Below are 24,373 nucleotides of genomic sequence, written 5' to 3'. Positions count from 1 at the left end.
GTATCCACTTTTCATATTAGTTATATAAATGTCTTATACTTTCTTTATTCTTCGCAATCACTTCACATCCTCTATCATCATAGATAAACATGATAATGTCCTTCGTTGTATTGATAAGAAAAACGTCAGGATACGAAATATCTGCTCTTCCACCTAAACGCGGATAGAAATTAGGAAAGTCTTCATGATTCATAGCTTTTATGAGTGGTATATACTTAATATCTTCTGCCAAACACTGTAATGAAAATTGATATGTACAATATAACTCTGCGTCCTCATTATCAAAGAAATAGGGAAACGTTTCTTGCCTCAGTCGAAATTGTAATTCTTTCTTTTTCAGAAATCGGCTATATAGCCTTAGTTTCTTCTGTTTTCTTAATCTATCCTTTTTAAAGCGATAAACATTTATTACTACAAATATCATATCTTTTGTAGAAAATACATCTTGGAATAACAATATATTATATTTATATATTTGAGAAAAATACTTGTTGTTGCATGTAGCAGTGCCACACTCACATAAAAAATGTCTTTTCCAAAATCAAAATGAAGGTGGTCTCCCATTGAAAGTAAATGCTCGATTTTAAAATGACACTTGGAAATGCGCTATTCATATATCCTTTTATATTTATATGCAAGTCTCTTCTAATCCAATACCTCAATTAAATCCCAGTACGCTTCTTCTAACCAAGGATGTAATACTTTAAGCGTATCTTTCCTTTCCCATAAATAGGAGATGTATGCAAAAGCAGCTTGCTCCAATGAGATTTCTAAACTTTTCTTCACGCGGTCTATATATGGAGGAACTCCCTTTTGATCCCATTCTATTTTATCCGCTACAAATAAGACAAGATCCATCGCTGTTGCATGTTTTCGCAAAGTCGTATGGCAACCAATTGCATCTAATATTTGTTCATTTGTCACTTTGAATATTTCTTTTGCGATTTCTTTTGATAACTTTTGGTGAATAATCATTGGAAACTCTCGCTCTTCTTGCAGTATGTCTATTCCAAATGATTCAGCAGCTGCAATACGTTGTTCATTTGGAAAGACGGCGCTAATATCATGTAAATATCCTGCAATAGCTGCCTCTTCTTCGTTCACATGAAACTTTCTTGCCAGTTTACGTGCCTCATTTGCAACACGCATAGAATGCTTATATGTAAACTCTTTTTCATATTTTAATAAAAAATCTTTCATATCCTCTTCTATGTTTCCCGCTACTTGAAATGTATAGATATCATTATACTGCATAAAAAATCTCACCTCATGATTATCTTTTCCTACAACGAAAATATAAATATTCTCATTTTATTATTGTATTCGTTATGTATATGTTAAATCCTTTTTAATACGTTACATGAAATTTTATGAGGAAACGTTACTACAAAACCTCTAAATGTTTGCTATTATAGTAATGTTGAATCATTGTAGAGAAAGGAATTATATATAATGAATAAAAATATATTAATTATTGATGATGATAAAGAAATTGTAGAATTACTTGCAGTTTATTTACGCAATGAAGGCTATGATATTTATAAAGCGTATGATGGTGATGAAGCTTTACAAATGCTATCCATGTATGAAATTGATCTTATGATTTTAGATATTATGATGCCAAAACGCAATGGATTAGAAGTTTGCCAACAAGTTAGAGAGCATAATAACACAGTTCCGATTCTTATGCTAAGTGCCAAAGCAGAAGATATGGATAAAATATTAGGACTCATGACAGGTGCAGATGATTACATGATTAAACCGTTTAATCCATTAGAATTAATGGCTAGAGTCAAAGCGCTACTACGTAGATCGTCCTTTCAACAAACGATTTCTCAAGTAAATGAAGACGGTATGATTCGCATTCGTTCTATAGAAATACATAAACATAATCATACTGTGAAAGTAAACGGAGAAAATATTAAACTCACTTCCATCGAATTTGATATTCTTTATTTACTCGCTAGCAATACAGGGAGGGTATTTAGTTCAGAAGAAATATTTGAGCGTGTTTGGAATGAAGATGGGTATGGTTCTAACAAGACTGTGATGGTCCATATTAGTAACTTACGGGACAAATTGGAAACGGGGATAAATACCGAGAAAATTATTCATACTGTTTGGGGAGTAGGTTATAAAATTGAAAAATGAAACCTTCGATATTTTAAGAGTCATTCCGAAATGGAAAATTGTTCTTTGGCTTGTGTTAGCCATTCTATTGACACCCATTACTGAAATTATTATATATCGTCTCGTGACAAGTGTAATTGATAGTTCCCTCACGCTAACAGAATTAGGAAAAGAGATTGTTCGAATTGTTGGTTATGAAAAATATAGAGGATTGAAAGAATCCATTTGGTTTATGATGCTATCCTATTTATATTGGTTTTCAATCTTTTCATTCTATATTTATATATTTTATCGCCACGAAAAAAAGTTATATTATAGAGTTTGCATAAAGAGAATGATTGAAGAAATTCGCTATATTGCGAACGGGAATTTTAATCATAAAGTTTCCATTGTTCAACAGGATCATTTAGAAGAATTAGCGATTGGCGTCAACCAAATTGTTGAACAACTCAAAGTATCGATTGAAGAAGAACGACAAACAGAACAAGCGAAAAGTGAACTCATTACAAATGTATCACATGATTTACGAACTCCTCTCACATCTATAGTTGGATATGTAAATTTGATTCAGCATGATAACTATCGAGATGAAGTAGAACTACGCCATTACATACAAGTCATTTATGACAAAGTCCACCGTTTAAATACATTGATGAATGATTTATTTGAATATACACGCGTACAAAATAAAGAATTGAGTTTACGCTCTGTACCTATTGATATGATTGAATTACTAGGACAATTAACTGTCCAGTTTCGTATCCAACTTCAAGAAGCAAATATTAAATGCAGACCTTCATATCCATCTCAAAAACTAATGGTATTAGCTGATGGTGATAAACTTGTACGTGTATTTGAAAATTTAATTATCAACGCCATTACGTATGGAAGTGATGGTAAATATATTGATATTACAGCTTACGAAGAAGGAAATCTAGTCGCAATTGACGTTACAAATTATGGACAGCCCATCCCAAGTACTGACTTACCTCATATATTTGAACGCTTCTATCGCGTTGAGAAATCTCGGTCGGCATATACAGGAGGATCTGGGCTTGGATTAGCAATCGCCAAAAGTATTGTAGAACTTCACAACGGAACAATTGAAGTATACAGTGATGAAGAAAAAACAACTTTTACTGTGAAACTACTTCGATATAAATAAAATTTATCTATCTTCAAGATTCGATTTCTTAAGCGTTAAGAAATCGAATCTCCCCTATTTTTACCCACACTTTAGTAATTCTTAAAAATTCTTTAGAAATTCTTTACCTTTTCTTACCCCCTAATTAAGTATTCATTTTTACAATAGGAAATACGGAAGGATCTCGAGGGGGAATACTTATGCAATTCTTAAAAAAAGCAATGCTTATATTTCTATCTTTACTCATTACAATAGCTATCGTTTTATATTTTTACATTTATGTAAATGGTCCCGCTATTCAATCGCAGTCAGCGATTTTAATAGATGCTGATTCTGGTGAAATTGTGTATAAAAAGAATGAAACTTCGCCTTTTCCCTCAGGTGATTTATCTAAACTCATGACAGAATATATTCTTTTAGAACGAATACATAACGGTACCCTAAAATGGGAAGATGAAGTGATTATAAAGGATAATTCTTTTCACATAGGAGCGAATGATATTGGTACTACAGTTAAAAGTGATATCACAATTCGCGATTTATTCCATGCTGTTGCGTTAACGGGGAATAATCGTGCAGCACTAGCTTTAGCAGAGCACATATCAACAAATGAAGAAAATTTTATAAAACTAATGAATGAAAAAGCAAGACAGCTAGGATTATCTAAAGATACATACTTTATAAATGTAACAGGGGTTTCAAATAAACAAGAGCAATTCTCTAAAATCACCGCTTTAGATGCCTCTAAATTAGCTCGTCAATTACTTTATGATTACCCAATGATATTAAAAAGTAGCAGTATGACCTCTTATCAATTCATCTTCAAAGATATCCATGTATTTAATACAAATAGAATGCTCTATTCGCTTGATAAAAATGTAAAGCTGAAAAGCGTTGATGGTTTGCAAACAAGTTTTTCACCTACTACTGGCTACAGCTTTGTTGGAACGGCAAAAGAAAAAGATAGAAGACTGATTTCAGTTGTATTAGGTGCAAAGGGAGAAAACAGCTCCTTTATCGAATCAAAAAAATTATTTAACTATGGTTTCCATCCTACTTATTTCCCATCTTTTCAATCTTTTAAAGACTATATCTCATCATGGCTATCATCACTATCATTCAAGAACTTTTTTGTACAAAGCATTACCGTTTTATTTATTATCATGATTTCAATAATTATTCATGTGCGAAAACAAGACTCAGAGAATTTGTAAATCCAAAACCGACTTATCCTTTTTCTGTAAGTCGGTTTTTCAAAGAAATCATTTTCTACATGAATCTGGATGTAAGCAATCTTTCTTTTGAAATCTTCCTCTCCCATATTTTATGTGCATCTTTTATCAGTTTTTCTTTTTCAAATGCGATAGGCAGTACCCTCTTTATCACCTTGTCACCAACAGATTTGCCTTTCATTTGTTTATCTCTGACTAAAACCTTACCTATCCGTGCTGTTCTTTCTATTCGATTTACTCTGCCAAGGAAAATACGCCTATTACTTTACCTTTTTCTTCTGTTACCTTATAAACTAAAGGATTCGCATTTCTATGATTGGTATCCTTTACATACCTTTATAACTGTTCTTCATTCAGCGGATACATAAATGCTGACTCTTAACTTTTCTGATTCAATTTATAAGCTATTTAAAATCATTTCTTGCAAAATAAGTAGAATGTTCGCTTTCAAGTTCGATAATTCCTACCAAGCTCTTCTCCAATTGAGAAATAATATCTAAAATTATAAAATAATGGATTCCATTTTTACGGATCAATAGGATTTCCATCTTTTATGATATTTGTATGGGCATGTACATGAATAACTTCTGTTTCCACAATTGCAAAAAATGGATCATAATGAGGAAGACATCGGACTTATATTTGTTGTATCATCTTCGTTCAGCGTTGATAAGAAATACACTGGCATTCCATAGTATAAGATTTTCGGGTGTATCTCTTTGTATACATTTTTACCTATTTCTAAGTTCATATTATCACTTCTTACATTCATTCTTTCCTTATTGTAAAACATAAAAATTTCTATTATCATCGAAATATGAATATAAAAAAGGAGTGAGTAAGTGTGAATGAAAATATCGCAAAAGTCGCCTCTCTTATTAGTGATCCATCACGAGCGGCTATCTTAACACATCTTATGGATGGTCACCCTCATCCAGCCACTGAACTAGCACGGGTCGCAAAAATCAAACCTCAAACAGTAAGTTTTCACCTTCATAAACTATATACCATGCAAATTCTCGAAGTTGAAAAGCATGGTAGATATCACTATTACAAATTAGCAAATCAAGAAATGGCAGAAATATTAGGAAAACTACTCTACATCGTTCCATTTAAACCTATTCAATCCTTTAAAGAAATAAAGAAACATGAAGAAATTCAATATGCCAGAACGTGCTATGATCATCTAGCTGGAAAATTGGGTGTCGGTCTTACTAATTCTCTACTATATAAACAAGTATTACAAAAGAATGGGTCAGAATTTGAGGTCACTGAAATTGGCGCACATTTTTTTGAAGATTTTGGTATAAATTTAGACATATTACGTAACAAAAGACGTGCATTTTCAAAATGTTGCTTAGATTGGACTGAAAGACAATATCATATTGCTGGAGCCCTCGGCAATGCTATTTTAGAACGAATGCTAGAACAAAATTGGATTACTAGAACAGATGGATCACGAGCTGTTTATATTACATCACTAGGGAAGCAAAACATATTTGAAATCTTTTCTCTAGAAATGTAATGCTCATTGTTTGTGTTTTTAATGTATATATTGGAAGGAATTACGACAAAAGATTAACCACCTTTTCAAAATATACATACATTATTTATATGAGTTTAATTTATTCATATAAAAGGAGAATTTTCATGCAGAAAAAATCTATTTCAATTATACTTCCTGTTTTTAATGAAGAAAAAACTTTAGATCGTGTGTTGCAAGCGGCTCTGCAAATCCATCCTTTAGAAATTATTGTAGTTGCTAATGGTTGTACCGATCGTTCTGTAGAAATTGCTCACAAATATAAATGCCATGTGTTAAATTTCGAAGCAGCCCTTGGACATAATATTGGACGTGCTATTGGCGCACAGCAAGCAAAAGGAGATATTTTGTTGTTTATGGATGCTGATTTTCCGCTTGATAGCAATATATTACGCGAATTTCTTCAACCGTTAATGAATCATACAGCTGACGTTGTATTAAATAATTTAGACTATATTTTTTATAAAAAACAGCGTCCCCATTCCACAACGATTTGGAGACAAGTTACAAATCAATTTTTTCATCGTCCGGATTTAAAAATCGATTCCCCTATTTCTGTTCCGCACGCGATGACAAAAGAAGTCGTTCATACCATTGGAGCAGAATCGCTAGGAAACCCAACGCTCGCTCATCTCAAAATAATCCAACATAACTTCCGCATTTCTCGTCATAAACAAATTGATGTCATTTCAATCAATCGCGTAAATCCTCAGCAACATTTTGCAAAGCATAATGAACTTTCTACTTCTGAAAAGCGAATTATCGGAAATCATATCGCAGCTATGGCAGAGTGGATCGATGAGCTAAAAAATCCCCGTGCACATTATTCTGATGGTGGAAGAAGGCGAGATATTGTCGAAGGATTGAAATTAAAGCAGAGTAAGTCTTTTCCTAAAGTTCATTATACAGGCTGGGGCGTAAACACATCCAACTATGGTGGGAAGCAATTATCTATTATTATTCCTGTTCAAAATGAAGAGAAAATGATACAAGCGATTATCCAGGAATCTAGAAAATTAAATCCTTTAGAAATTATAGTTGTTGTTAATGGTACGACTGACAAAACAGCAGAAATTGCGAAAAAGCACGGAGCAACGATTGTTATGTATGAAGAAGAATTGGGAAATGATACTGGCAGAGCAATTGGTGCGTATTTTGCACGAGGCGATATACTATTATTTATTGATGGAGATTTTGTAATCCCTTCAAATGATCTACTGCCATTTGTACATGCGGTTGAAAATGGTGTTGATTTAGCACTGAATGATTTAGATCATTATCTTTCTTATCGTTTCCCGCTCTATATTGTAACAGCATGTAAATACGCTGTTAATTTAGCTTGTGATCGTAAAGATTTAGGAGTTGGTTCTATTGTCGCTGTACCGCATGCCTTTAGTAAAAAATGTATTGAAACGATCGGGTTTGATGCTCTTACTTCGCCAGTATACGGACAAGTAAAAGCAATATTAAGCGGATTACAAGTAAAAAACGTTCATCGTGTCGACGTTGATAAAATGAATCGCATTCGCCCTGATAAACATTTCTCTAAAACTGGTGGTTTAGCTCCTTCAACGACAAGAATTGTCGGTGATCATATAGAAGCTATTTCTTATTTAATTCAGCAAAAAGGCGAACGTGGATTGTTTTAAAAATGGCTATTATGTAACCGCAATATCCTATCAAAAAGAAAGCCCTATTAGCGAGGTCACTGACAAAGTCCAAAGAAGTCTAATATCTACTTGTATATAAATGCCTAATTCCTTTCCATTCTCAACATTCTGATAGAAAACAATCCCTTTTTCAGTGCCTTCGTAACAGTAAGGTTTTCTTTTTATGTAGATTCGAACTTTGTATAGAAATATTCATATAAATTAAAAAAGCTGTTCTCAATAGAACAGCTTTTAAACGAGCTAACTGTTAAACAACACGTGAAAATGACTCAATTTCACAAACAGAAACTGTTACTCGCACTCCTGCTGCCGTAATATCAGCAGTATGACAATCAACTGATTCAACAGTTCCTTCAATGACTTGACCACTGCTAGTAGTAATTTCTACAGCTACAGATGTACCTCTTAATGCTCTTAATTTACGAACAATTCCAGTTGTGCAGCAACAATCACATTTTAGATTGCTTTCTTTTTTACACTCTTCGAATTTTTTCCAACAATCATCACAATCATGTCTATCATAACCACCGTTTCTGCCTGAACACTTAGATCTTTTCTTTTCATACCAACAATCATCTCGGTAACCCATAATTTCACCCCTTTATTCTTTTACTATAAAATATGCTAACAAGAATAGAGATGATAGAGACAAAGACATAGGGATGAAGAAAACCAACACTTGTCCTATACTCTATTATATAAACAAAAAAATGAGCCTCTTATGAAAGAAGCCCATTTTTTTGTTTATATTCGACTCGATTGCAAACCTTGAATGTAAGGAACCACTTCAGGATTGACAAGTGAAGATAAATCTCCTAGTTCTTTACCTAAGTATGCTGCTTTAATAATTCGTCGCATGACTTTAGCGTTTCGCGTTTTTGGTAAATCTTCTACCATGTGAATATCTTTAGGACATAGTGCTTTTCCAATATGAGAATTCACTAAATCCATTAGTTCTTTCTTTAGTTGATCAGTAAAAGATATTCCTTCTTGTAAAACAACAAAACAATGACAAACCTCGCCCTTTACATCATCTGGCACACCAATTGCTGCCGCTTCTACAATATCAGTATGTTTCATAAGAATCGATTCATATTCCGCCGGTCCAATGCGTTTCCCTGCAATATTTAATGTATCGTCAGAGCGCCCTGTAATTATATATTGCTCTCCATCATAAATAACCCAATCGCCATGTACCCATTTATTTTTAAAGCGTGACCAGTATGTATTCACATACCGTTCATCATCTTCCCAAAAACTCTTCGTCATTCCTACCCAAGGTTTTTCTAAGCATAGTTCCCCTACTTCATCCTGAATCGGATTTCCTTGTTCATCTAATACAACAGCTGCCATTCCTGGTAACGCAGCATTAAAACTAACCGGAGCAATGGGCTTTACAAGAACATTTCCAAAAATCCCACCAGAAATTTCTGTTCCACCTGAATAATTACAAATTGGAACTTTTCCTTTCCCAACTGTTTCAAAGAGCCACATCCAAGGGTCTGGATTCCATGGTTCTCCTGTAGATGCAAAAACTTTTAAACTTTTTAATGAGTGTTGTTTTACATATTCATCACCTTTCGCCATCAATGCTCGAATTAAAGTTGGCGAAATGCCGAGATGTGTAATTTGATATTGATCTACTGTTTCCCATAATCGATCTGCTTTTGGATAATCAGGAACTCCTTCATACATAACCATTGTAGCGCCATTTATAAGAGAACCGAATAATAAAAACGGTCCCATCATCCATCCCATATCAGTTACCCATAGAACACGATTTCCTTGCTTAATATCCATCCCAAATCCGGCATCAAACGCTGCCTTTAAAGGAAATCCGGCATGCGTATGAACCGTTCCTTTCGGTTTTCCCGTTGTACCAGACGTATAAATCAGCATGAGTGGATCATCGCTCTTCATTTCTTCTGCATGCGTAAATGGCTTTTCCTTTTCAAGGATGCTCCACGAAAGGTCATAATTATGAGGTGTAAAATCATTTCCAGCATGGCGAACTATGACAACCTTTTCAACAGTTGGGCATTGTTCACACGCTTTATCCACTTCATCTTTTAAAGAAACAATTTTGCCACGACGTGAGAAGCCATCAGCTGTAATAATCATTTTCGATCCAGCTGCTTGAACTCGTGTCATCACTGCATCTGCTGCAAAACCTGAAAAAATAGGAGAAATAATGGCCCCAATTTTCATAACAGCTAGCATTGCAACGACTGTTTCAGGAATCATTGGCATATAAATCGTTACACGGTCCCCTTTCTCAATTCCTGAATGTTTCAATCCATTTGCTACTTTACTTACCCAATGATCAAGTTCTTCATATGTAAATGACTTTGACGTGCCATTCTCTCCTTCGTACATCAGTGCAGGCTGCATTCTTGTTTCTTCTTCCGCTAGCCAACGGGATAAAGCGGATTCTACAACATTGCAAGTCCCTTCTGTGTACCAATGGGCAAATGGTGTGCCATTTTCTAAATCTAGTACTTCCATATAAGGCTTCATCCATTGATAACCAACTGCTTTTTCTGCTTCGCCCCAAAACCATGCCGTTTCTTCGATTGATTTTTTATAAAACACATCATAATCTTCATAACCAAGTTTTTTCATCCATCCATATAAACGCGTTTTTTCTTTATATTCTTCTGTTGGAAACCAAACAGCTTGTTTCAATGTTTTCCCCTCCTTATGTTTTCGAACAAGAAAGCCCTAAATAGGGCTTTCTATACTGGATAAACTGGATGTTTACGATCTGTAAATATTTGATACTTACTCATGTACATATCAAAACGTTTCTTCAGTTCTTCTCGCAAATCATTCGGATGAACGATTCCATCAATCACCATTTCCGATGCCAATCGATAAATGTCAATATCTTGTTTATACTCTTCACGCTTTTCTTCAATAAATGCTGCGCGTTCCTCTTCTGGTAACGCTGCAATTTTTTTGGCATAAACTGCATTCACAGCCGCTTCTGGTCCCATTACCGCAATAGAAGCAGTTGGTAATGCTAAGCAACAATCTGGTTCAAATGCAGGTCCCGCCATCGCATATAGCCCAGCACCGTATGCTTTTCGCACAACAATTGAAATTTTTGGTACCGTAGCTTCGCTCATGGCCGAAATCATTTTCGCACCATGGCGAATAATACCAGCTCTTTCCACTTTCGTACCAATCATAAATCCAGGCACATCAGCGAGGAATAATAACGGAATATGGTAGGCATCACATAAATTAATAAATTTCGCCGCTTTATCGGCAGAGTCATGGAATAACACGCCACCTTTCATGCGCGGTTGATTTGCGATAATTCCTACAGGCTTTCCATCAATACGTGCTAAACCTGTAATTAATTCTTGTGCAAACAGTTTTTTCACTTCAAAGAAGGAACCTTCATCAACAATTCGATTAATTAAATCTTTCATATTAAATGGGGTATTTTGATTCTCTGGAATGATTTGTTCTAACGTTTTTTCGAATTCTTTTGGCTCTTGAGGTGTCGTCATAGGAGTTTTTTCTAAGTAGTTATTTGGGAAGTATGAAATATATTGTCTTGCTTGAGAAATAGCGTCTTCTTCTGTTTTACATAAAACATCGCCACATCCTGATACAGAGCAATGCATACGAGCACCGCCCATTTCTTCTAATGTTACTTTTTCACCAATTACCATTTCGGCCATGCGCGGAGACCCTAAGTACATTGACGCATTTCCTTCCACCATCATCACAACATCACAAAATGCAGGAATGTACGCACCACCAGCTGCTGATGGTCCAAATAGTAAGCAAATTTGCGGTACTTTACCTGACAACTTTACTTGATTATAAAAAATTCTTCCTGCTCCGCGGCGCCCTGGGAACATCTCAACTTGATCAGTAATGCGCGCACCAGCAGAGTCAACGAGATAAAATAAAGGAACTCGTAATTTTTCAGCTGTTTCTTGAATACGTAAAATCTTTTCGACTGTACGAGACCCCCAAGATCCAGCCTTTACTGTTGAATCATTTGCCATTACACATACCGTACGACCATGTATTTTTCCTGTTGCAGTTACAACACCATCTGCTGGTAAGTCTTTCTTTTCACAATTAGCAAATAAAGCATCTTCTACATATTCTCCATTATCAAATAATCGTGCTAGACGCTCCCTGACAAAAAGTTTTCCTTTCGCTTTATTTTGCTCGTGATATTTTGGTGCGCCACCTTGTGTAATTGTTTCAATACGGTCTTCTAATGAATGCAACTGTTGTTTTTGATCTAGCACATTTATTCCCCCTTATAGATTGGTTTACGTTTTTCTTTAAATGCTTGTAACCCTTCTAATCTATCTTTCGTTTGAATAACACCTTCATATGCTTGCTTTTCCATTTGCAATCCGGTATGTAAATCTACTTGAATCCCATTTGAAATCGCTTGTTTTGCTAATCGGACCGCAATCGGGCCGTTGCTAGCAATTCGCTCAGCCATTTCAATCGCTTTCTCTTCAAGAGAATGTTTCGGTACAACAAATTCTACTAAACCATATTCCTTTGCTTCCTGAGCTGAAATACGTCTTCCGGTATATATTAATTCTTTTGCTCTACCGATTCCAATTAATCTTGGTAAACGCTGCGTCCCGCCGGCTCCTGGAATAATTGCAAGGGATGTTTCCGTAAGACCAAGACTTGCTGAATCCGCTGCAATTCTGAAATCACATGCTAAACTTAATTCCGTTCCGCCGCCAAGTGCTATGCCATTTATCGCAGCAATTACAGGTTGCGTTAACTGCTCAACCATATTCATTGTCGAGCGAATCATTCCAACAGCATGACGTACTTGCTCTTCATTCATATTGGCGCGCTCTTTTAAATCTGCACCAGCACAAAATGCTTTTTCTCCAGCACCTGTTATCATAACAACCCGAACGTTTGCTTCTTCATGAATATGAGTTAATATCGACTGCAATTCTTCTAATAACGCTAAAGATAGAGCATTTGCTTGCTTTTCACGATTTAATGTCAACTTTACGATGTGTGGGGTTACATAATCAACAGAAATGTTTTGTAATTGTAGCATATTCTCACCTACTTATCGTTTTATGTTGAAGCGCTTTATACACATGACTAGGTAATTGAATATTTAGTTTATTTTGAATGAATTGACTAGCTTTCCATAACTTTTCTTCATTTATATTTGTTTGTACACCTAACTTATGAAGCATATGCACGAGGTCATCTGTTGCAACATTTCCTGAAGCTCCTGGTGCATAAGGGCAGCCACCTAAACCACCGCACGAACTATCAAAGGTTGTAATTCCGTATTCTAAAGATTTCACAACATTTGCAAGTGCCATTCCATACGTATTATGAAAATGCATAGCAAACTGAGAAGCATCATACTTTTTTAATAAATGCTCTAATACTTGTTCTACTTGAAGGGGATTCGCTACACCGATTGTATCTCCTAGTGAGATTTCATAAATACCATATGAAAAGAGTTGGTTGCATAATTCATCTATTTCTTCTATACTTACATTTCCTTCATATGGACAACCAAATACAGTAGACACATACCCTCTCACTTTTTTACCAGCAAACTCAGCTTTTTTCGTAATATCTTTTATGACTGCTACTGCTTCTTTCATAGATTTATTAATATTACTTTTATTATGAGATTCACTTGCTGATAAAAAGACATTCACCTCATCAACATCTTGCAAAAGAGCTCGTTCCAAACCATTTTGATTTGGAACAAGCGCAGCATATGTCACATTTGATTCCCTCTTTAGCTCTCTAAATACATCACTTGCATCAGCTAAAGCAGGAACCCACTTTGGGTGAACAAAAGAGGAAACTTCAATGTATGATAATCCTGCTTCTGTTAGTAATTGAATCCATGTTACTTTATCTTTTGTGCCAATGATCTTTTTTTCATTTTGTAGGCCATCTCTTGGCCCAACTTCCTTAATGACAGCAAAATTAGGTAATTTCAATCCATTTCACCCCCCATTTTCACTATTCAATTTCTACTAACACATCTCCCTCATTAACAAAATCACCTTCTTGAACATGTATTTTCATAACTGTTCCAGCTTCTTCTGAAACGATTGGAATTTCCATTTTCATAGATTCTAAAATGACGACATCTTGTTCTTCCTCTACCGGATCTCCTACTCCCACTACAATTTTCCAAACATTACCTGCCATCGATGCATATACTTTTGTCATCATTTTTCCCCCTTTAATAGTGATACATCTTATTTTTTCACAAGTTGTTTTGCTACAAATCCAGTTGTATATACTCCGCTTTGAAATACTTCATCTTCTAACACTTGGAGTAACATCGGTGTATTCGTTTTAATCCCTTCTACTTTCAATTCTTGCAGCGCATTTTGTAATTTTACAATTGCTTCATCACGCGTCTCACCATGTGCAATGATTTTCGCAATCATCGGATCATAAAAAGGTGTAATTGTTACATTATTTTCTAAAAAGTGATCGATGCGCACATGAGTTGGTAACGTTACATTCGTAATTGTTCCTGGTGATGGGAAGAACGTCTTTGGATCTTCTGCATAAATACGCGCTTCAATAGCATGACCATTGCGATTTATTTCTTCCTGCGTAAAGGATAGTTTCTCGCCATAGGCAATGCGAATCTGTTCTTCAACGAGATCTAATCCTGTAATCTCCTCCGTTACTGGGTGTTCTACTTGCAATCTCGTATTCATTTCCAAGAAATAAAAGTTCTTTTGATCATCGACAAGAAATTCAACTGTACCAGCGTTTGTATAACCGAGCGCTTTCGCTGCTTGTACAGCAACTTCTCCCATTTTTTTGCGCGTTTTTTCATCTAAAAACGGAGAAGGTGCCTCCTCTATTACTTTTTGATTTCGGCGCTGGACAGAACATTCACGCTCCCATAAATACACTGTATTCCCATGTGTATCGGCAAGAATTTGAATCTCAATATGATGTGCATCTGCAATATAGCGCTCTAAATACATTTCACCGTTTCCAAAGAAATTTTGAGCCCTTGTTTTATTACTTTCAAACGCCTTGGTGAGCGTTTGCTCAGTTTCCATCAACTGCATTCCAATGCCTCCGCCTCCAGCGGATGCCTTCAGCATTAACGGATAACCGATTTGTTTTGCAATCTCAAGTGCTTCTTCAGCCGTTTCGATATTTGTTGTAATCCCAGGTACAACTGGAACATTTGCTTCTTGCATTGCCAAACGAGATTCGATTTTACTTCCCATCTTGGCAATGATTTCGTCAGAAGGTCCGATAAATGCAATTCCTTCTTCTTTACACCGAATAGCTAAGGATGGGTTTTCTGATAATAATCCATACCCTGGATGAATGGCTTCAGTATTTGTTTTCTTGGCGATCTCTATAATCTTTTCTAAGTTTAAGTAGCTTTCTTGAACACGTGGCCCACCTACTACGTACGCTTCATCTGCTAATTTGACATGAAGTGCATTTTCATCTGCTTCTGAATAAATCGCAACGGTTTGAATACCAAGTTTTTGACATGTTTTTATAATACGGACTGCAATTTCTCCACGATTTGCAATTAATATTTTTTGAAACATAGTGAGTCCTCCTTTTATCTGCATCCTAAATGTCTAGCAATTACAAGACGTTGAACTTCAGAAGTCCCTTCACCAATTTCCAATAGCTTTGCATCACGTATATGTCGTTCTACCTCATATTCACGCATATATCCATATCCACCATGAATTTGTACTGCTTGATTTGAAATACGACTTGCCGCTTCAGATGCGAACAATTTGGCCATAGCCGCTTCTTTGCCGAAAGGTTTATCATGATCTTTTAACCAAGCTGCTTTATGTACTAAATTTCGCGCTAACTCTATTTCAGTCGCCATATCAGCTAGCTTAAATTGAATCGCTTGAAAATTCGAAATTGTTTTCCCGAATTGCTTACGCTCTTTTGCATATTGAAGTGCACGTTCAAATGCAGACTGTGCAATCCCTACAGCTAATGCTGCTATCGAGATACGACCTCCATCAAGTGTATATAAGAATTGTTTAAAGCCTTTATTCACATCACCGAGTATATTTTCCCTCGGTACACGTACGTCCTCTAATACAATTTCACAAGTGTTAGATGCGCGAACCCCCATCTTATCGTAAGGGCTTGAAATAGTTAGTCCTTCACTAATCGTTGGCACAATGAATGCAGAAATACGTTTTCTACCGTTCTCATCAACACCGTTGACAGCGGTTACAATAATTGTGTTTGCGTATTCCGCGTTTGTAATCCAACATTTCTCACCGTTAATCACATATTCATCGCCATCTAAAATCGCTTTTGTTTGTGTTCCACCTGCATCTGATCCCGCATTCGGTTCCGTTAATCCAAAAGCACCCAATGTTTTCCCTGATGCCATCGGAACTAAATATTTTTGCTTTTGTTCTTCCGTACCGAAGTAATAAATCGGCGAAGCACCTAACGAAATTGTTGCAGCATAACTTAAACCTGTACCACCACAAGCTCGGCCAATTTCTTCAACGGCTAATACGTATGATAATGTATCACCACCAGAACCACCATACTCCTCTGGGAATGGGATGCCTAGCAAACCTAGTTCGCCCATTTTTTGAAATGTTTCATATGGAAATTCTGCTGTCTTATCATGGTAAACAGCCTTCGGAGCAATTTCCTTTTCAGCAAAATCACGTACCATTTCTTTAATCATTTGTTTTTCGCGAGTTAGAGTAAATTCCATTCCGCTACACACCCCTTATCGAATATTGAGTTTCGACAGCGTGCGAGTTTGTACTACAACCATTGCCTTTCAAAAGATACAGAATAGTAGTTAGATAATTGTTATAATTCTGTCATAATTTAATTTTAAAACAGAATCTGTACTTATGCACAAAAAAATTCCTACATTGTTCTACAACAACACAGGAATTTTTTTGTCGAATTATGTGGTTTTCGATACTCTCTTTCTCACAGTCCTTCTGCCAGTACTTCAAAAGAAAGCGTTCCATCATACATGAGCCTTGTCAAGGTTAGATTGTCCATGATGTTAAAATCATCGCAAATTACTCAATGAAATTTCATTCTATATATTCATACAACAATCTCATTTTTTCTTTCCCTTATACTTTAAAATACTTAAAAATGCACTCCCATACGTTTGTATTCAATGTATAGCGCGTAATACGAATAGGCAAAAAAATCATTTTCTTCTAATCGATCCTCATCTGTTTCCGTTCTTTCTCTTTTTATTGACTATATAATTATAAATAATGATACATAATCTGACTAAAATGGCATACAATCTTTCAATTTGCTTCTTCCGTAAAGTTTTCTATTCAAGTGTAATAAAATTCGACAAGCAATCTCCGGCTCAGTTATAATATGCGAAAAATTTTTTGAGTACAACCTTATTAAACAAGTTAGCCCTGTCCTTTTCTTCTGTATAATGGTGTACATCTCTAATTTTATAGCTCGGAACATGAATATTTTAGTACATTTGCAGACAGTTAGACAAACTTGTTTACAACAAAATCATTCTAAACTGTGCTCACCTAACAATATTCATCTCATACTATTTCATATTCATTCGTAAATTATAAACTACGTTTCTAAATTTAAATACCTTCTAATTCTAGCAAGATCACAGGAATACTCAATTACTAAATGTTGAATGGATAAAATGATTTTTTCAGGGTATAAGTGTGCATGTTTTAACGTTTCGGTATATTTTTCAAGCCTTTTTTCTAAATACCTTATAATTTGTTCAGGATGATTTACCAACAAACATTGACAATAATAATGAATTTGCTCTTCAATCTCTGTATATTCTTCAATTTCAAATTCTTTATGCATAAGTACACTCCTCTAAACCATTTTTAATATCAACTAAGCCATATCCCCTTAAATAAAACTGATTTTTTTAAATTATTTATACTATATCAAAAAAAACCCTCAAAATTTGTTAGTTTATGTAGCGTATCATAAATTTAACAAAATTGTAATGGATACTTGTACTACAAAAGCGTACAGATTTTCGTCAAAATTTTTGGATTGCAATATAATTATATTAAGTTTGATCTTGTATGTTTTTTACACTTTATCCTTTAGCCTTCAGCCTTTATTATTCCATTTTATTCCAATTTACACTCTGCTGTTTCTAAACAATTATCGTTCCAGAGGGATATAATATCTTGCATGTACCTTTTATCATCAATTACATGCATGAATTGTTTGCATAGTATAGTCATTTTTCCCCTCCATGAATGAAAATGTCATCATAACGTATGGCATTACGAAATAGCAAACGAACTCCAAATTTTGAACATTCAAAAAGTGGCTCCGGCATTGTACCGGAACCATCTTATCATTTATTTTTTATCCCGCTATTTTAGAGTAACTCGATTGGTGATGTCTCATAATGAATCGGGGATGAAACCCCACTGATGCAAGTTTCACTTTATTTCACTAGCTCTTTTGTTTCTCTTAGCACGTCAATAAAGTAACCCCAGTTATTTATAACAGATGAAATGCTAATATGTTCGTCTGGTGTATGAACATTAAAAATATCAGGGCCAAATGAAATCGCATCTAGTTCCGGCATTTTTTGCACAAATACACTGCACTCAATACCAGCATGCACTGCATAAATTTCAACATCTTCGTTATATTTTTCTTTATGCACTTTTTCAAACAGATTGCGAATTGGAGAGTTTGGATTGTATGGCCATTCTGGATATTCAGATTCTTTCTCGAATTGTGCACCAACTAACTCTGCAATGTGCTTAATCTCATTTGTAATATGCTGTTTTAAAGTCCCTACAGAACTTCTCACTTCATTTTTTAATTTAATTTCATTCTGTAATGTTTCAATCACTCCTAGGTTTGTCGAGCTTTCAACAAGTCCTTTAATATCCATACTCATGCTTTGAATACCATTTGGGATTAAGAATAAAGAAGAAATAAGTTGTTTTTGCGTTTCCTTTGCAAATACTTGATTTGCTTTTTCTTCCACTTTTGTTAGGGAAACATGTACATCTGGGTCTACAGCGCGTAGCTCTTCTTGTAGAATACGCGTCCACTCTTCTACTTTCCCTTCTACTGTTTCTATATCGCTTTTAGCGAATAAAATTGTTGCCGCACTTTCACGCGGAATGGCATTTGTTTTTAATCCACCGCGAATATCACTTATATAAAATGACACTTCATTCGATAAATCATAAAGAACTCGTCCTAATACTTTATTCGCATTCCCACGTTGCTTATCAATTTCCATACCAGAATGGCCACCTTTTAGCCCTCCTACATATAGACGGTATGTCTCTAATTCTGCTGGTGCTTCATCCCAAATAATAGAGATTGTTTCAACCGCTTTTGCTCCGCCAGCACTGCTTACTAATAGTTTGTGATCCTCTTCAGAATCAATATTAATAAATATCTTTCCATCAAAATGTTTTGGATCAACAGCAAAAGCACCGCCCATTGTTGTTTCTTCCTCTGTTGTAATAACAACTTCAAGGGCAGGATGAGCAATATCTGTTGAATCTAATAATGCTAATGCATATGCAACGGCAATGCCATTATCTGCACCTAAAGTCGTTTCCTTTGCATATAGCATATCACCAACAATTCTAAGCTCAATCGGATCTTTTTCAAAATCATGAACAGTTGCTTCATTCTTTTCACATACCATGTCCATATGCCCTTGTATGATAATAGTCGGCACATTTTTATATCCAGGAGTTGCTGGTTTTTTTATAATGACATTTAACGCTTCATCTTGCACAACCTCTAAATTACGATCTTGTGCAAATTTCACTAAGTAATCACTAATTTCTTTTTCATTTCCAGACCCTCTTGGAATCTTTGAAATTTCTGCAAAATGATAAAATACAGGATGCTTCGTTAATTGTTCTAAAGTAGAATACATGTATAAGCTCCTCTCCTAAATCTATAAATAGAAGTATTTTCCTTACCATTATATCACGTTTCGTTCTTCCGCTTCCTTTTTCATTCTTTTTGACACTATTTAGTTATCAATATTTTATAATATGACGACTTATTTTACAAAATATTGCTATAATTTAAAAATAGAAAGTCTTTCTTTTAGAACAGTAAAAATGAGGTGGAGTGTAATGAGAAGTGAAAAGGAAATGTTCGATTTAATTATAGGATTCGCTCAGCGAGATGAACGAATTCGAGCAGTTTATATGAATGGTTCTAGAACAAACTCCAATATTCCAAAAGATATTTTTCAAGATTATGATATCGTTTATGTCGTGACAGATACAGCCTCTTTTATAGAGGATCAAAGATGGATTACAATGTTTGGCGAGTTACTTATGATGCAAGAGCCAGATAAAAATGATCAATTAAAGAACCCAACAATCGACTTCAAAAATTCCTATGGATATTTAATGCTCTTTACAGATGGAAATCGTATAGATCTTCACATTGAAACAAAATCTGCCATGCTTAAAGACTATGGAAAAGATAAGCTGACAGTCCCATTACTAGATAAAGACAACATTCTACCAACTATCCCTACTCCGACAGATGTTGATTATCACGTCAAAAAAGCAACAGAACTTATGTATATAAGTTGTTGCAATGATTTTTGGTGGTGTTTACAAAACGTTGCAAAGGGCATTTGGCGCGATGAATTACCATACGCGAAACAAATGTTCGAATGTGTTATAAGGGCTAGACTAGACGAAATGGTTTCATGGTGGATTGGTATGAAATATGATTTTCAAATTTCTACAGGGAAAATGGGGAAATACTTTAAAGAATACCTTCCAAAGTCTTATTGGAAAATGTATGAGGAAACATATTCAGATTATCGTTATGAAAACTTTTGGCATTCTATCTTTGTTGCTTGCGAATTATTTAGAATATTAGCAACAAATGTTGCAGATGTCCTATCCTTTACATATCCTACTCGTGACGATCAAAACATGACTACATACTTGAAACAAGTACAAAATTTATCTTCTCATGCCAATACAATCTTTTAAATCTATTTTTACTAACATACCACATGATAAGGAGGACAAAATGAAAATCAATGTACGCGAATTTCACGTAAAAGGACAAACATATAGGATTCGCTCTGCCATACATGCAGATGCTGAAGAATTATCAAAAGTAAGATTACAAATTGACGGTGAAACAGAAAATCTTGACAGAGAACAAGGCGAAGCATTTATAGATACACAAGGATTTGAAAAGTTAATTAAAACAGATACGGAAAGTTCCAAAAATCTATTCTTAGTTGCTATCGTCCAAAATAAAATTGTGGGATTTTCAAGGTGCGAAGGAAGTAACTTAAAACGACTTTCTCATAAAGTCGAATTTGGCGTCTGTGTTTTAAAAGACTATTGGGGCTATCGTATTGGGAAAAACTTATTAAAAGAATCCATCGATTGGGCGGATGCAAATAACATCAAAAAGATCATATTAACTGTTCTTGAAACAAATAAAAAAGCAATCCATCTTTATAAAACATTCGGCTTTCAAACAGAGGGAATTCTTCGAAATGACAAACTCCTTTCTGACGGTCAGTTTTATCATACTGTTATCATGGGAAGATGGAATGGATAAAATATTTTTATCCCGCTATTTTAGGGCAGTAACAGCTTGATTGGTGAGGGCTCATAATCAGCGGGGATGAAGCCCCCCACTGATTAAAGTTTCACTTTATTTTCTAGTAACTTTTTCTAAATGAGCGCATTAAAATAAAAAACTGAAAGAAATTGTCCTTATACGTTTTCTTTCAGTTTTTTTCCATGGATATATTTTGATGGTTCACGATACATCAGTTTTTCTAACCGATTGATATTTTCTGTTAATGCACCTTTCACAAGAGAGAAATCAATGTTTGTTGCTTCTTTCTGTTCCTTAAAAAATGAAAGATTGTTTTGTTTTGTGTCTTTCATTTCTCCTGCCCCCTTTAATAAAAGACATCATCTCTATCTACCTTTATTATATCTTAAATAGAATTGGAATGCACCGTTATCCTCTTCTTTTCAATTCTTCTTCTAATTCTTCCACTTGCTGCATTGTATCTCCTTTTATTAAAGAAAAATCTGTTGTATCCTCAGCTTCGTCTTTAAAGAAATCATTGCTATATTCTTTTAACACTATAATCACCTCTATGTGATAGTGTAGGAATGTTTCGTTCATTTTATTCAATGTTTGTCCAATTTTATCGAATGTTCGTTAAAAATATGTATAGGAGAAAAGGGCAGAAAATCATCTCTGCCCTTACTTACAAAAGTAACTATGATGTATTGTTAAATTATATACATTTTCAAAGTCACGATCTTGCAAATTATTTTTTTGTCCATCCATAATAATATAAACGTCTTTTATTATTTTCGCTGGTATAATTCCAACATTTTCAATTTGAACTGCTTTTTGCTCATTCAGTTGTTCAATAGATTCGGGTGATACTGTAATACTAAATTGAGATCGAACACCTCGGAAGTTTGTATTTAATTCCTCTTCTGTGACAAATACTACAATTTTCGCACCTATTTTTTCAGCATACGTATCAAGAAAAGCATTTAAACTGCGTGCATACTCAGCATCTGTTTCCCATTCCATCGTACCAAATGCAGCTGGATTTACATTTTGAATAAGTGTTGTATATATTTCTCCTCTTGCTTTTGAAGCAATAAGCGATCGTTTAATCGATTGAACTGTCTTACCAATATCACTAAACTTTGCGCCCCAGATTTCCGAAATATTTGGCGTTAAAATAAATGCAATATCAACAAATACAACCATCGCAACAACCATTAAAATATGTTTCCAGAGGGTTAAATCAATTCCTTTCATCATGAAATACATTGTGACTGATGTAATAAATAAACCATACCACGTCTTTCGAATAAGTTGTTTTCTTTCCTCGTATCGTTCTTCATTTCTCCAATAAAAGAAAATAAGAAATAAAAAAAAGATTACAAGAAAAAACAAGCCAATTCGAACGCTAGTGACAGTCAATCACATCCCCCTCCATTCAAAAACTTCACACGATATCATTACATGCTTCTTTTGTCTTGATTATGACAAAAGACATGGACAACCTTCTAAAACAATTGCTCGCGCATATACTAAGAAGGAAGCCACGTCTTTTAGAGAATGAATCTACATTTTATATGTAGACAAGCCTGTATTTCAACTTTTTCAAAATATTTTTAAAAAGAAATGTGTTTTGGAATAACACCTTCTTGTACTTCACCATCCATATTTAAATAGTAGTGACGGATTGGATGTAAATGCTCATCTAATTCATAAACAAGCGGAATACCAGTAGGAATATTTAATGAAACCACTCCATCATCGGAAAGATGGTCTAAATACTTCACGAGAGAGCGAATCGTATTACCGTGCGATGATATAATGACTTTTTGATTTGAGCGTAGCATAGGTGCAATTTCTTTATGCCAAAATTCTAGTACTCTTTTTTCCGTATCCTCTAAGCACTCTGTCAGTGGAAACTCACCTTTTTTTAATCGCTTATATCTTGGATCAGTGACTTCATATCTTGGGTCATCTTCGGCAAGAGCTGGCGGTCTTACATTTGTACTTCGTCTCCAAATATGAACCTGCTCCTCTCCATATTTTTTAGCTGTTTCATCCTTATTTAATCCTTGTAATGCTCCGTAATGTCTTTCATTTAATTTCCATGATTTATGTACAGGAACCCAAGCAAGGTCCATCTCATGAAGAATGATCCATAATGTCCGAATAGCCCTTTTTAATACCGATGTGTATGCAACATCAAATGTATAGCCATTCTTTTTTAATATCGCACCAGCTGTTCGCGCTTCATGTAATCCATTTTCGGATAAATCTACATCTGTCCATCCTGTAAACCGATTTTCTAAATTCCATAAACTTTGTCCGTGTCGAATAAGTACAAGTTTTATCATATTCATTCCCCTTTCGGAAATTGCGATTTAAATTTTGTAAATACGTACACGTCTAAAGGATTTGGTAATGTTTATTTGTATTCATGTACTCTATGATTCACACATAGTTGCCAAAATACACAGATCAATGATCTCATTTATTTTTCATTTACTGGCTCTTTACGTTTGGATGACCATGTATGAAAACCAAGGCGATTCTTGGCTAGTTCATTCATAACTTGGTGCCAATTTTCTTCACATTTCTCACCAAACGTTGTGAAAATATGTCCCATTTGTTCTCTTTGCACATCGCTTAGTTTTTTCTCTAACTCTGCTCCTGCTTGCGTTAGAACAAGTTGTTTTACACGGCGATCATGTTCAGCTTCATTGCTTTCAATCAGTCCCTTCTCAAGAAGTTGACGAAGCGGTCCATGAAGAGCTTGTTTACTAATTTCAAGCAAAGACAACAATTCATTTATACTAAGCTCAGGAAAACGAGCAATAAAAAATAAAATTCGATGATGCACACGCTGAATGCCATACTCTTTTATAATTTCATCTGGTTTTTCAGTAAATGTTTTATATGCAAAATAAAACAATGCCAGTGCCTGATTCATCAGTTCTTCTTTATGGTCTGTCATCTAATTTCCCCCTATATGTAAATTATACCACAATTTTCTTTTTCATAACCGAATCAACTTTTTTGATTTAATATCCACATCTTATGACGATAC

General features: G+C 34.9%; 23 protein-coding genes and 2 pseudogenes. 7 read left to right on the top strand and 18 right to left on the bottom strand.

Translation table 11 applies throughout. From position 1 onward, the window contains the following. Window positions 1–16: 16 nt before the first annotated feature. A pseudogene (locus MR059_RS06405) lies at window positions 17–632 on the bottom strand (DUF3885 domain-containing protein). A 13-nt stretch (window positions 633–645) separates the two neighbouring features. Beyond that, the gene (gene yqeK / locus MR059_RS06400) at window positions 646–1,254 is read right to left on the bottom strand and encodes a bis(5'-nucleosyl)-tetraphosphatase (symmetrical) YqeK (protein ID WP_242161643.1); all 609 of its coding nucleotides are present in this window, start codon (window positions 1,252–1,254) and stop codon (window positions 646–648) included. A 198-nt stretch (window positions 1,255–1,452) separates the two neighbouring features. Here yqeK and MR059_RS06395 point away from each other — a divergent pair, with 198 nt between their 5' ends. The 3 genes from MR059_RS06395 (at window position 1,453) to MR059_RS06385 (ending at window position 4,488) form a co-directional block, all read left to right on the top strand. Beyond that, complete coding sequence (locus tag MR059_RS06395; protein WP_012094303.1) at window positions 1,453–2,151, top strand: response regulator transcription factor; 699 nt, start codon at window positions 1,453–1,455, stop codon at window positions 2,149–2,151. Continuing rightward, the gene (locus MR059_RS06390; RefSeq protein WP_242161642.1) at window positions 2,141–3,295 is read left to right on the top strand and encodes a sensor histidine kinase; all 1,155 of its coding nucleotides are present in this window, start codon (window positions 2,141–2,143) and stop codon (window positions 3,293–3,295) included. The genes MR059_RS06395 and MR059_RS06390 overlap by 11 nt, the downstream gene beginning before the upstream one ends. A 179-nt stretch (window positions 3,296–3,474) precedes the next feature. Further along, complete coding sequence (locus tag MR059_RS06385; protein ID WP_242161641.1) at window positions 3,475–4,488, top strand: D-alanyl-D-alanine carboxypeptidase family protein; 1,014 nt, start codon at window positions 3,475–3,477, stop codon at window positions 4,486–4,488. A gap of 465 nt (window positions 4,489–4,953) precedes the next feature. Here MR059_RS06385 and MR059_RS06380 read toward each other — a convergent pair. Next, a pseudogene (locus tag MR059_RS06380) lies at window positions 4,954–5,257 on the bottom strand (hypothetical protein). A gap of 93 nt (window positions 5,258–5,350) precedes the next feature. Between MR059_RS06380 and MR059_RS06375 the strand changes: the two are divergent. Beyond that, entirely contained in the window at window positions 5,351–6,031 is a 681-nt protein-coding gene (locus tag MR059_RS06375; RefSeq protein ID WP_242161640.1) for an ArsR/SmtB family transcription factor, read from the top strand. Between the two features lie 125 nt (window positions 6,032–6,156). Continuing rightward, complete coding sequence (locus MR059_RS06370) at window positions 6,157–7,698, top strand: glycosyltransferase family 2 protein (RefSeq protein WP_012094299.1); 1,542 nt, start codon at window positions 6,157–6,159, stop codon at window positions 7,696–7,698. A 268-nt stretch (window positions 7,699–7,966) separates the two neighbouring features. Here the strand turns inward: MR059_RS06370 and MR059_RS06365 are convergent, their stop codons facing one another. From MR059_RS06365 to MR059_RS06320, 10 genes are all read right to left on the bottom strand, one after another. Further along, window positions 7,967–8,308 carry a hypothetical protein gene (locus MR059_RS06365; RefSeq protein WP_012094298.1) on the bottom strand — a complete coding sequence of 114 codons (342 nt, stop codon included), beginning with the start codon at window positions 8,306–8,308 and terminating at the stop codon, window positions 7,967–7,969. Window positions 8,309–8,463: 155 nt separating this feature from the next. Continuing rightward, window positions 8,464–10,404: an AMP-binding protein gene (locus tag MR059_RS06360; protein ID WP_012094297.1), complete on the bottom strand. Its 1,941-nt coding sequence runs from the start codon at window positions 10,402–10,404 to the stop codon at window positions 8,464–8,466. A gap of 50 nt (window positions 10,405–10,454) precedes the next feature. Next, on the bottom strand, window positions 10,455–11,996 hold the full coding sequence (locus MR059_RS06355; RefSeq protein ID WP_012094296.1) for an acyl-CoA carboxylase subunit beta: 1,542 nt from the start codon (window positions 11,994–11,996) through the stop codon (window positions 10,455–10,457). A 2-nt stretch (window positions 11,997–11,998) separates the two neighbouring features. Next, the gene (locus MR059_RS06350) at window positions 11,999–12,787 is read right to left on the bottom strand and encodes an enoyl-CoA hydratase (RefSeq protein ID WP_012094295.1); all 789 of its coding nucleotides are present in this window, start codon (window positions 12,785–12,787) and stop codon (window positions 11,999–12,001) included. Window positions 12,788–12,791: 4 nt separating this feature from the next. Next, window positions 12,792–13,703, bottom strand: a complete 912-nt coding sequence (locus tag MR059_RS06345; RefSeq protein ID WP_242161639.1) for a hydroxymethylglutaryl-CoA lyase — start codon at window positions 13,701–13,703, stop codon at window positions 12,792–12,794. Window positions 13,704–13,725: 22 nt separating this feature from the next. Beyond that, complete coding sequence (locus MR059_RS06340; protein WP_012094293.1) at window positions 13,726–13,941, bottom strand: acetyl-CoA carboxylase biotin carboxyl carrier protein subunit; 216 nt, start codon at window positions 13,939–13,941, stop codon at window positions 13,726–13,728. A 26-nt stretch (window positions 13,942–13,967) separates the two neighbouring features. After that, on the bottom strand, window positions 13,968–15,305 hold the full coding sequence (locus MR059_RS06335; RefSeq protein WP_012094292.1) for an acetyl-CoA carboxylase biotin carboxylase subunit: 1,338 nt from the start codon (window positions 15,303–15,305) through the stop codon (window positions 13,968–13,970). Window positions 15,306–15,319: 14 nt separating this feature from the next. Continuing rightward, complete coding sequence (locus MR059_RS06330; RefSeq protein ID WP_242161638.1) at window positions 15,320–16,465, bottom strand: acyl-CoA dehydrogenase; 1,146 nt, start codon at window positions 16,463–16,465, stop codon at window positions 15,320–15,322. 860 nt (window positions 16,466–17,325) lie between these two features. Beyond that, on the bottom strand, window positions 17,326–17,577 hold the full coding sequence (locus MR059_RS06325) for a hypothetical protein (protein ID WP_012094290.1): 252 nt from the start codon (window positions 17,575–17,577) through the stop codon (window positions 17,326–17,328). A gap of 604 nt (window positions 17,578–18,181) precedes the next feature. Beyond that, complete coding sequence (locus MR059_RS06320) at window positions 18,182–19,651, bottom strand: aminoacyl-histidine dipeptidase (RefSeq protein WP_242161637.1); 1,470 nt, start codon at window positions 19,649–19,651, stop codon at window positions 18,182–18,184. Window positions 19,652–19,856: 205 nt separating this feature from the next. On the opposite strand from MR059_RS06320, the gene MR059_RS06315 reads away from it, so the two are divergent. Continuing rightward, entirely contained in the window at window positions 19,857–20,738 is an 882-nt protein-coding gene (locus tag MR059_RS06315) for an aminoglycoside 6-adenylyltransferase (protein ID WP_012094288.1), read from the top strand. A gap of 40 nt (window positions 20,739–20,778) precedes the next feature. After that, entirely contained in the window at window positions 20,779–21,324 is a 546-nt protein-coding gene (locus MR059_RS06310) for a GNAT family N-acetyltransferase (RefSeq protein WP_012094287.1), read from the top strand. 158 nt (window positions 21,325–21,482) lie between these two features. Here the strand turns inward: MR059_RS06310 and spoIISB are convergent, their stop codons facing one another. The 5 genes from spoIISB to MR059_RS06285 all read right to left on the bottom strand — a co-directional run bounded on the left by spoIISB (window position 21,483) and on the right by MR059_RS06285 (window position 24,280). Next, the gene (gene spoIISB, locus MR059_RS06305) at window positions 21,483–21,659 is read right to left on the bottom strand and encodes a stage II sporulation protein SB (protein ID WP_242161636.1); all 177 of its coding nucleotides are present in this window, start codon (window positions 21,657–21,659) and stop codon (window positions 21,483–21,485) included. 76 nt (window positions 21,660–21,735) lie between these two features. Continuing rightward, a complete protein-coding gene (locus tag MR059_RS06300; RefSeq protein WP_012094285.1) occupies window positions 21,736–21,864 on the bottom strand; it encodes a hypothetical protein in 129 nt (42 codons plus the stop codon). Between the two features lie 123 nt (window positions 21,865–21,987). Continuing rightward, window positions 21,988–22,728 (bottom strand): type II toxin-antitoxin system SpoIISA family toxin, encoded by a 741-nt coding sequence (locus tag MR059_RS06295; RefSeq protein ID WP_012094283.1) that lies wholly within the window; start codon window positions 22,726–22,728, stop codon window positions 21,988–21,990. Window positions 22,729–22,922: 194 nt separating this feature from the next. Then, complete coding sequence (gene gpmA / locus MR059_RS06290; RefSeq protein WP_242161635.1) at window positions 22,923–23,660, bottom strand: 2,3-diphosphoglycerate-dependent phosphoglycerate mutase; 738 nt, start codon at window positions 23,658–23,660, stop codon at window positions 22,923–22,925. Between the two features lie 137 nt (window positions 23,661–23,797). Continuing rightward, complete coding sequence (locus tag MR059_RS06285) at window positions 23,798–24,280, bottom strand: MarR family winged helix-turn-helix transcriptional regulator (protein WP_012094281.1); 483 nt, start codon at window positions 24,278–24,280, stop codon at window positions 23,798–23,800. Window positions 24,281–24,373: the final 93 nt, after the last annotated feature.

The organism is Bacillus cereus group sp. BfR-BA-01522 (assembly GCF_022662635.1).
GTDB classification, from domain to species: domain Bacteria; phylum Bacillota; class Bacilli; order Bacillales; family Bacillaceae_G; genus Bacillus_A; species Bacillus_A cytotoxicus.
The sequence above is the reverse complement of the archived record's forward strand: the minus strand, read 5'-3'. Positions and strand labels throughout refer to the sequence as shown.

Coding starts and splice junctions, on each gene's coding strand:
- MR059_RS06325 (WP_012094290.1), bottom strand. CDS start 17,577: ATGCATAAAGAATTTGAAATTGAAGAATATACAGAGATTGAAGAGCAA.
- MR059_RS06285 (WP_012094281.1), bottom strand. CDS start 24,280: ATGACAGACCATAAAGAAGAACTGATGAATCAGGCACTGGCATTGTTT.
- MR059_RS06330 (WP_242161638.1), bottom strand. CDS start 16,465: ATGGAATTTACTCTAACTCGCGAAAAACAAATGATTAAAGAAATGGTA.
- MR059_RS06385 (WP_242161641.1), top strand. CDS start 3,475: ATGCAATTCTTAAAAAAAGCAATGCTTATATTTCTATCTTTACTCATT.
- MR059_RS06395 (WP_012094303.1), top strand. CDS start 1,453: ATGAATAAAAATATATTAATTATTGATGATGATAAAGAAATTGTAGAA.
- yqeK (WP_242161643.1), bottom strand. CDS start 1,254: ATGCAGTATAATGATATCTATACATTTCAAGTAGCGGGAAACATAGAA.
- MR059_RS06335 (WP_012094292.1), bottom strand. CDS start 15,305: ATGTTTCAAAAAATATTAATTGCAAATCGTGGAGAAATTGCAGTCCGT.
- MR059_RS06340 (WP_012094293.1), bottom strand. CDS start 13,941: ATGATGACAAAAGTATATGCATCGATGGCAGGTAATGTTTGGAAAATT.
- MR059_RS06370 (WP_012094299.1), top strand. CDS start 6,157: ATGCAGAAAAAATCTATTTCAATTATACTTCCTGTTTTTAATGAAGAA.
- MR059_RS06320 (WP_242161637.1), bottom strand. CDS start 19,651: ATGTATTCTACTTTAGAACAATTAACGAAGCATCCTGTATTTTATCAT.
- MR059_RS06310 (WP_012094287.1), top strand. CDS start 20,779: ATGAAAATCAATGTACGCGAATTTCACGTAAAAGGACAAACATATAGG.
- MR059_RS06365 (WP_012094298.1), bottom strand. CDS start 8,308: ATGGGTTACCGAGATGATTGTTGGTATGAAAAGAAAAGATCTAAGTGT.
- spoIISB (WP_242161636.1), bottom strand. CDS start 21,659: ATGAAAGACACAAAACAAAACAATCTTTCATTTTTTAAGGAACAGAAA.
- gpmA (WP_242161635.1), bottom strand. CDS start 23,660: ATGATAAAACTTGTACTTATTCGACACGGACAAAGTTTATGGAATTTA.
- MR059_RS06315 (WP_012094288.1), top strand. CDS start 19,857: ATGAGAAGTGAAAAGGAAATGTTCGATTTAATTATAGGATTCGCTCAG.
- MR059_RS06350 (WP_012094295.1), bottom strand. CDS start 12,787: ATGCTACAATTACAAAACATTTCTGTTGATTATGTAACCCCACACATC.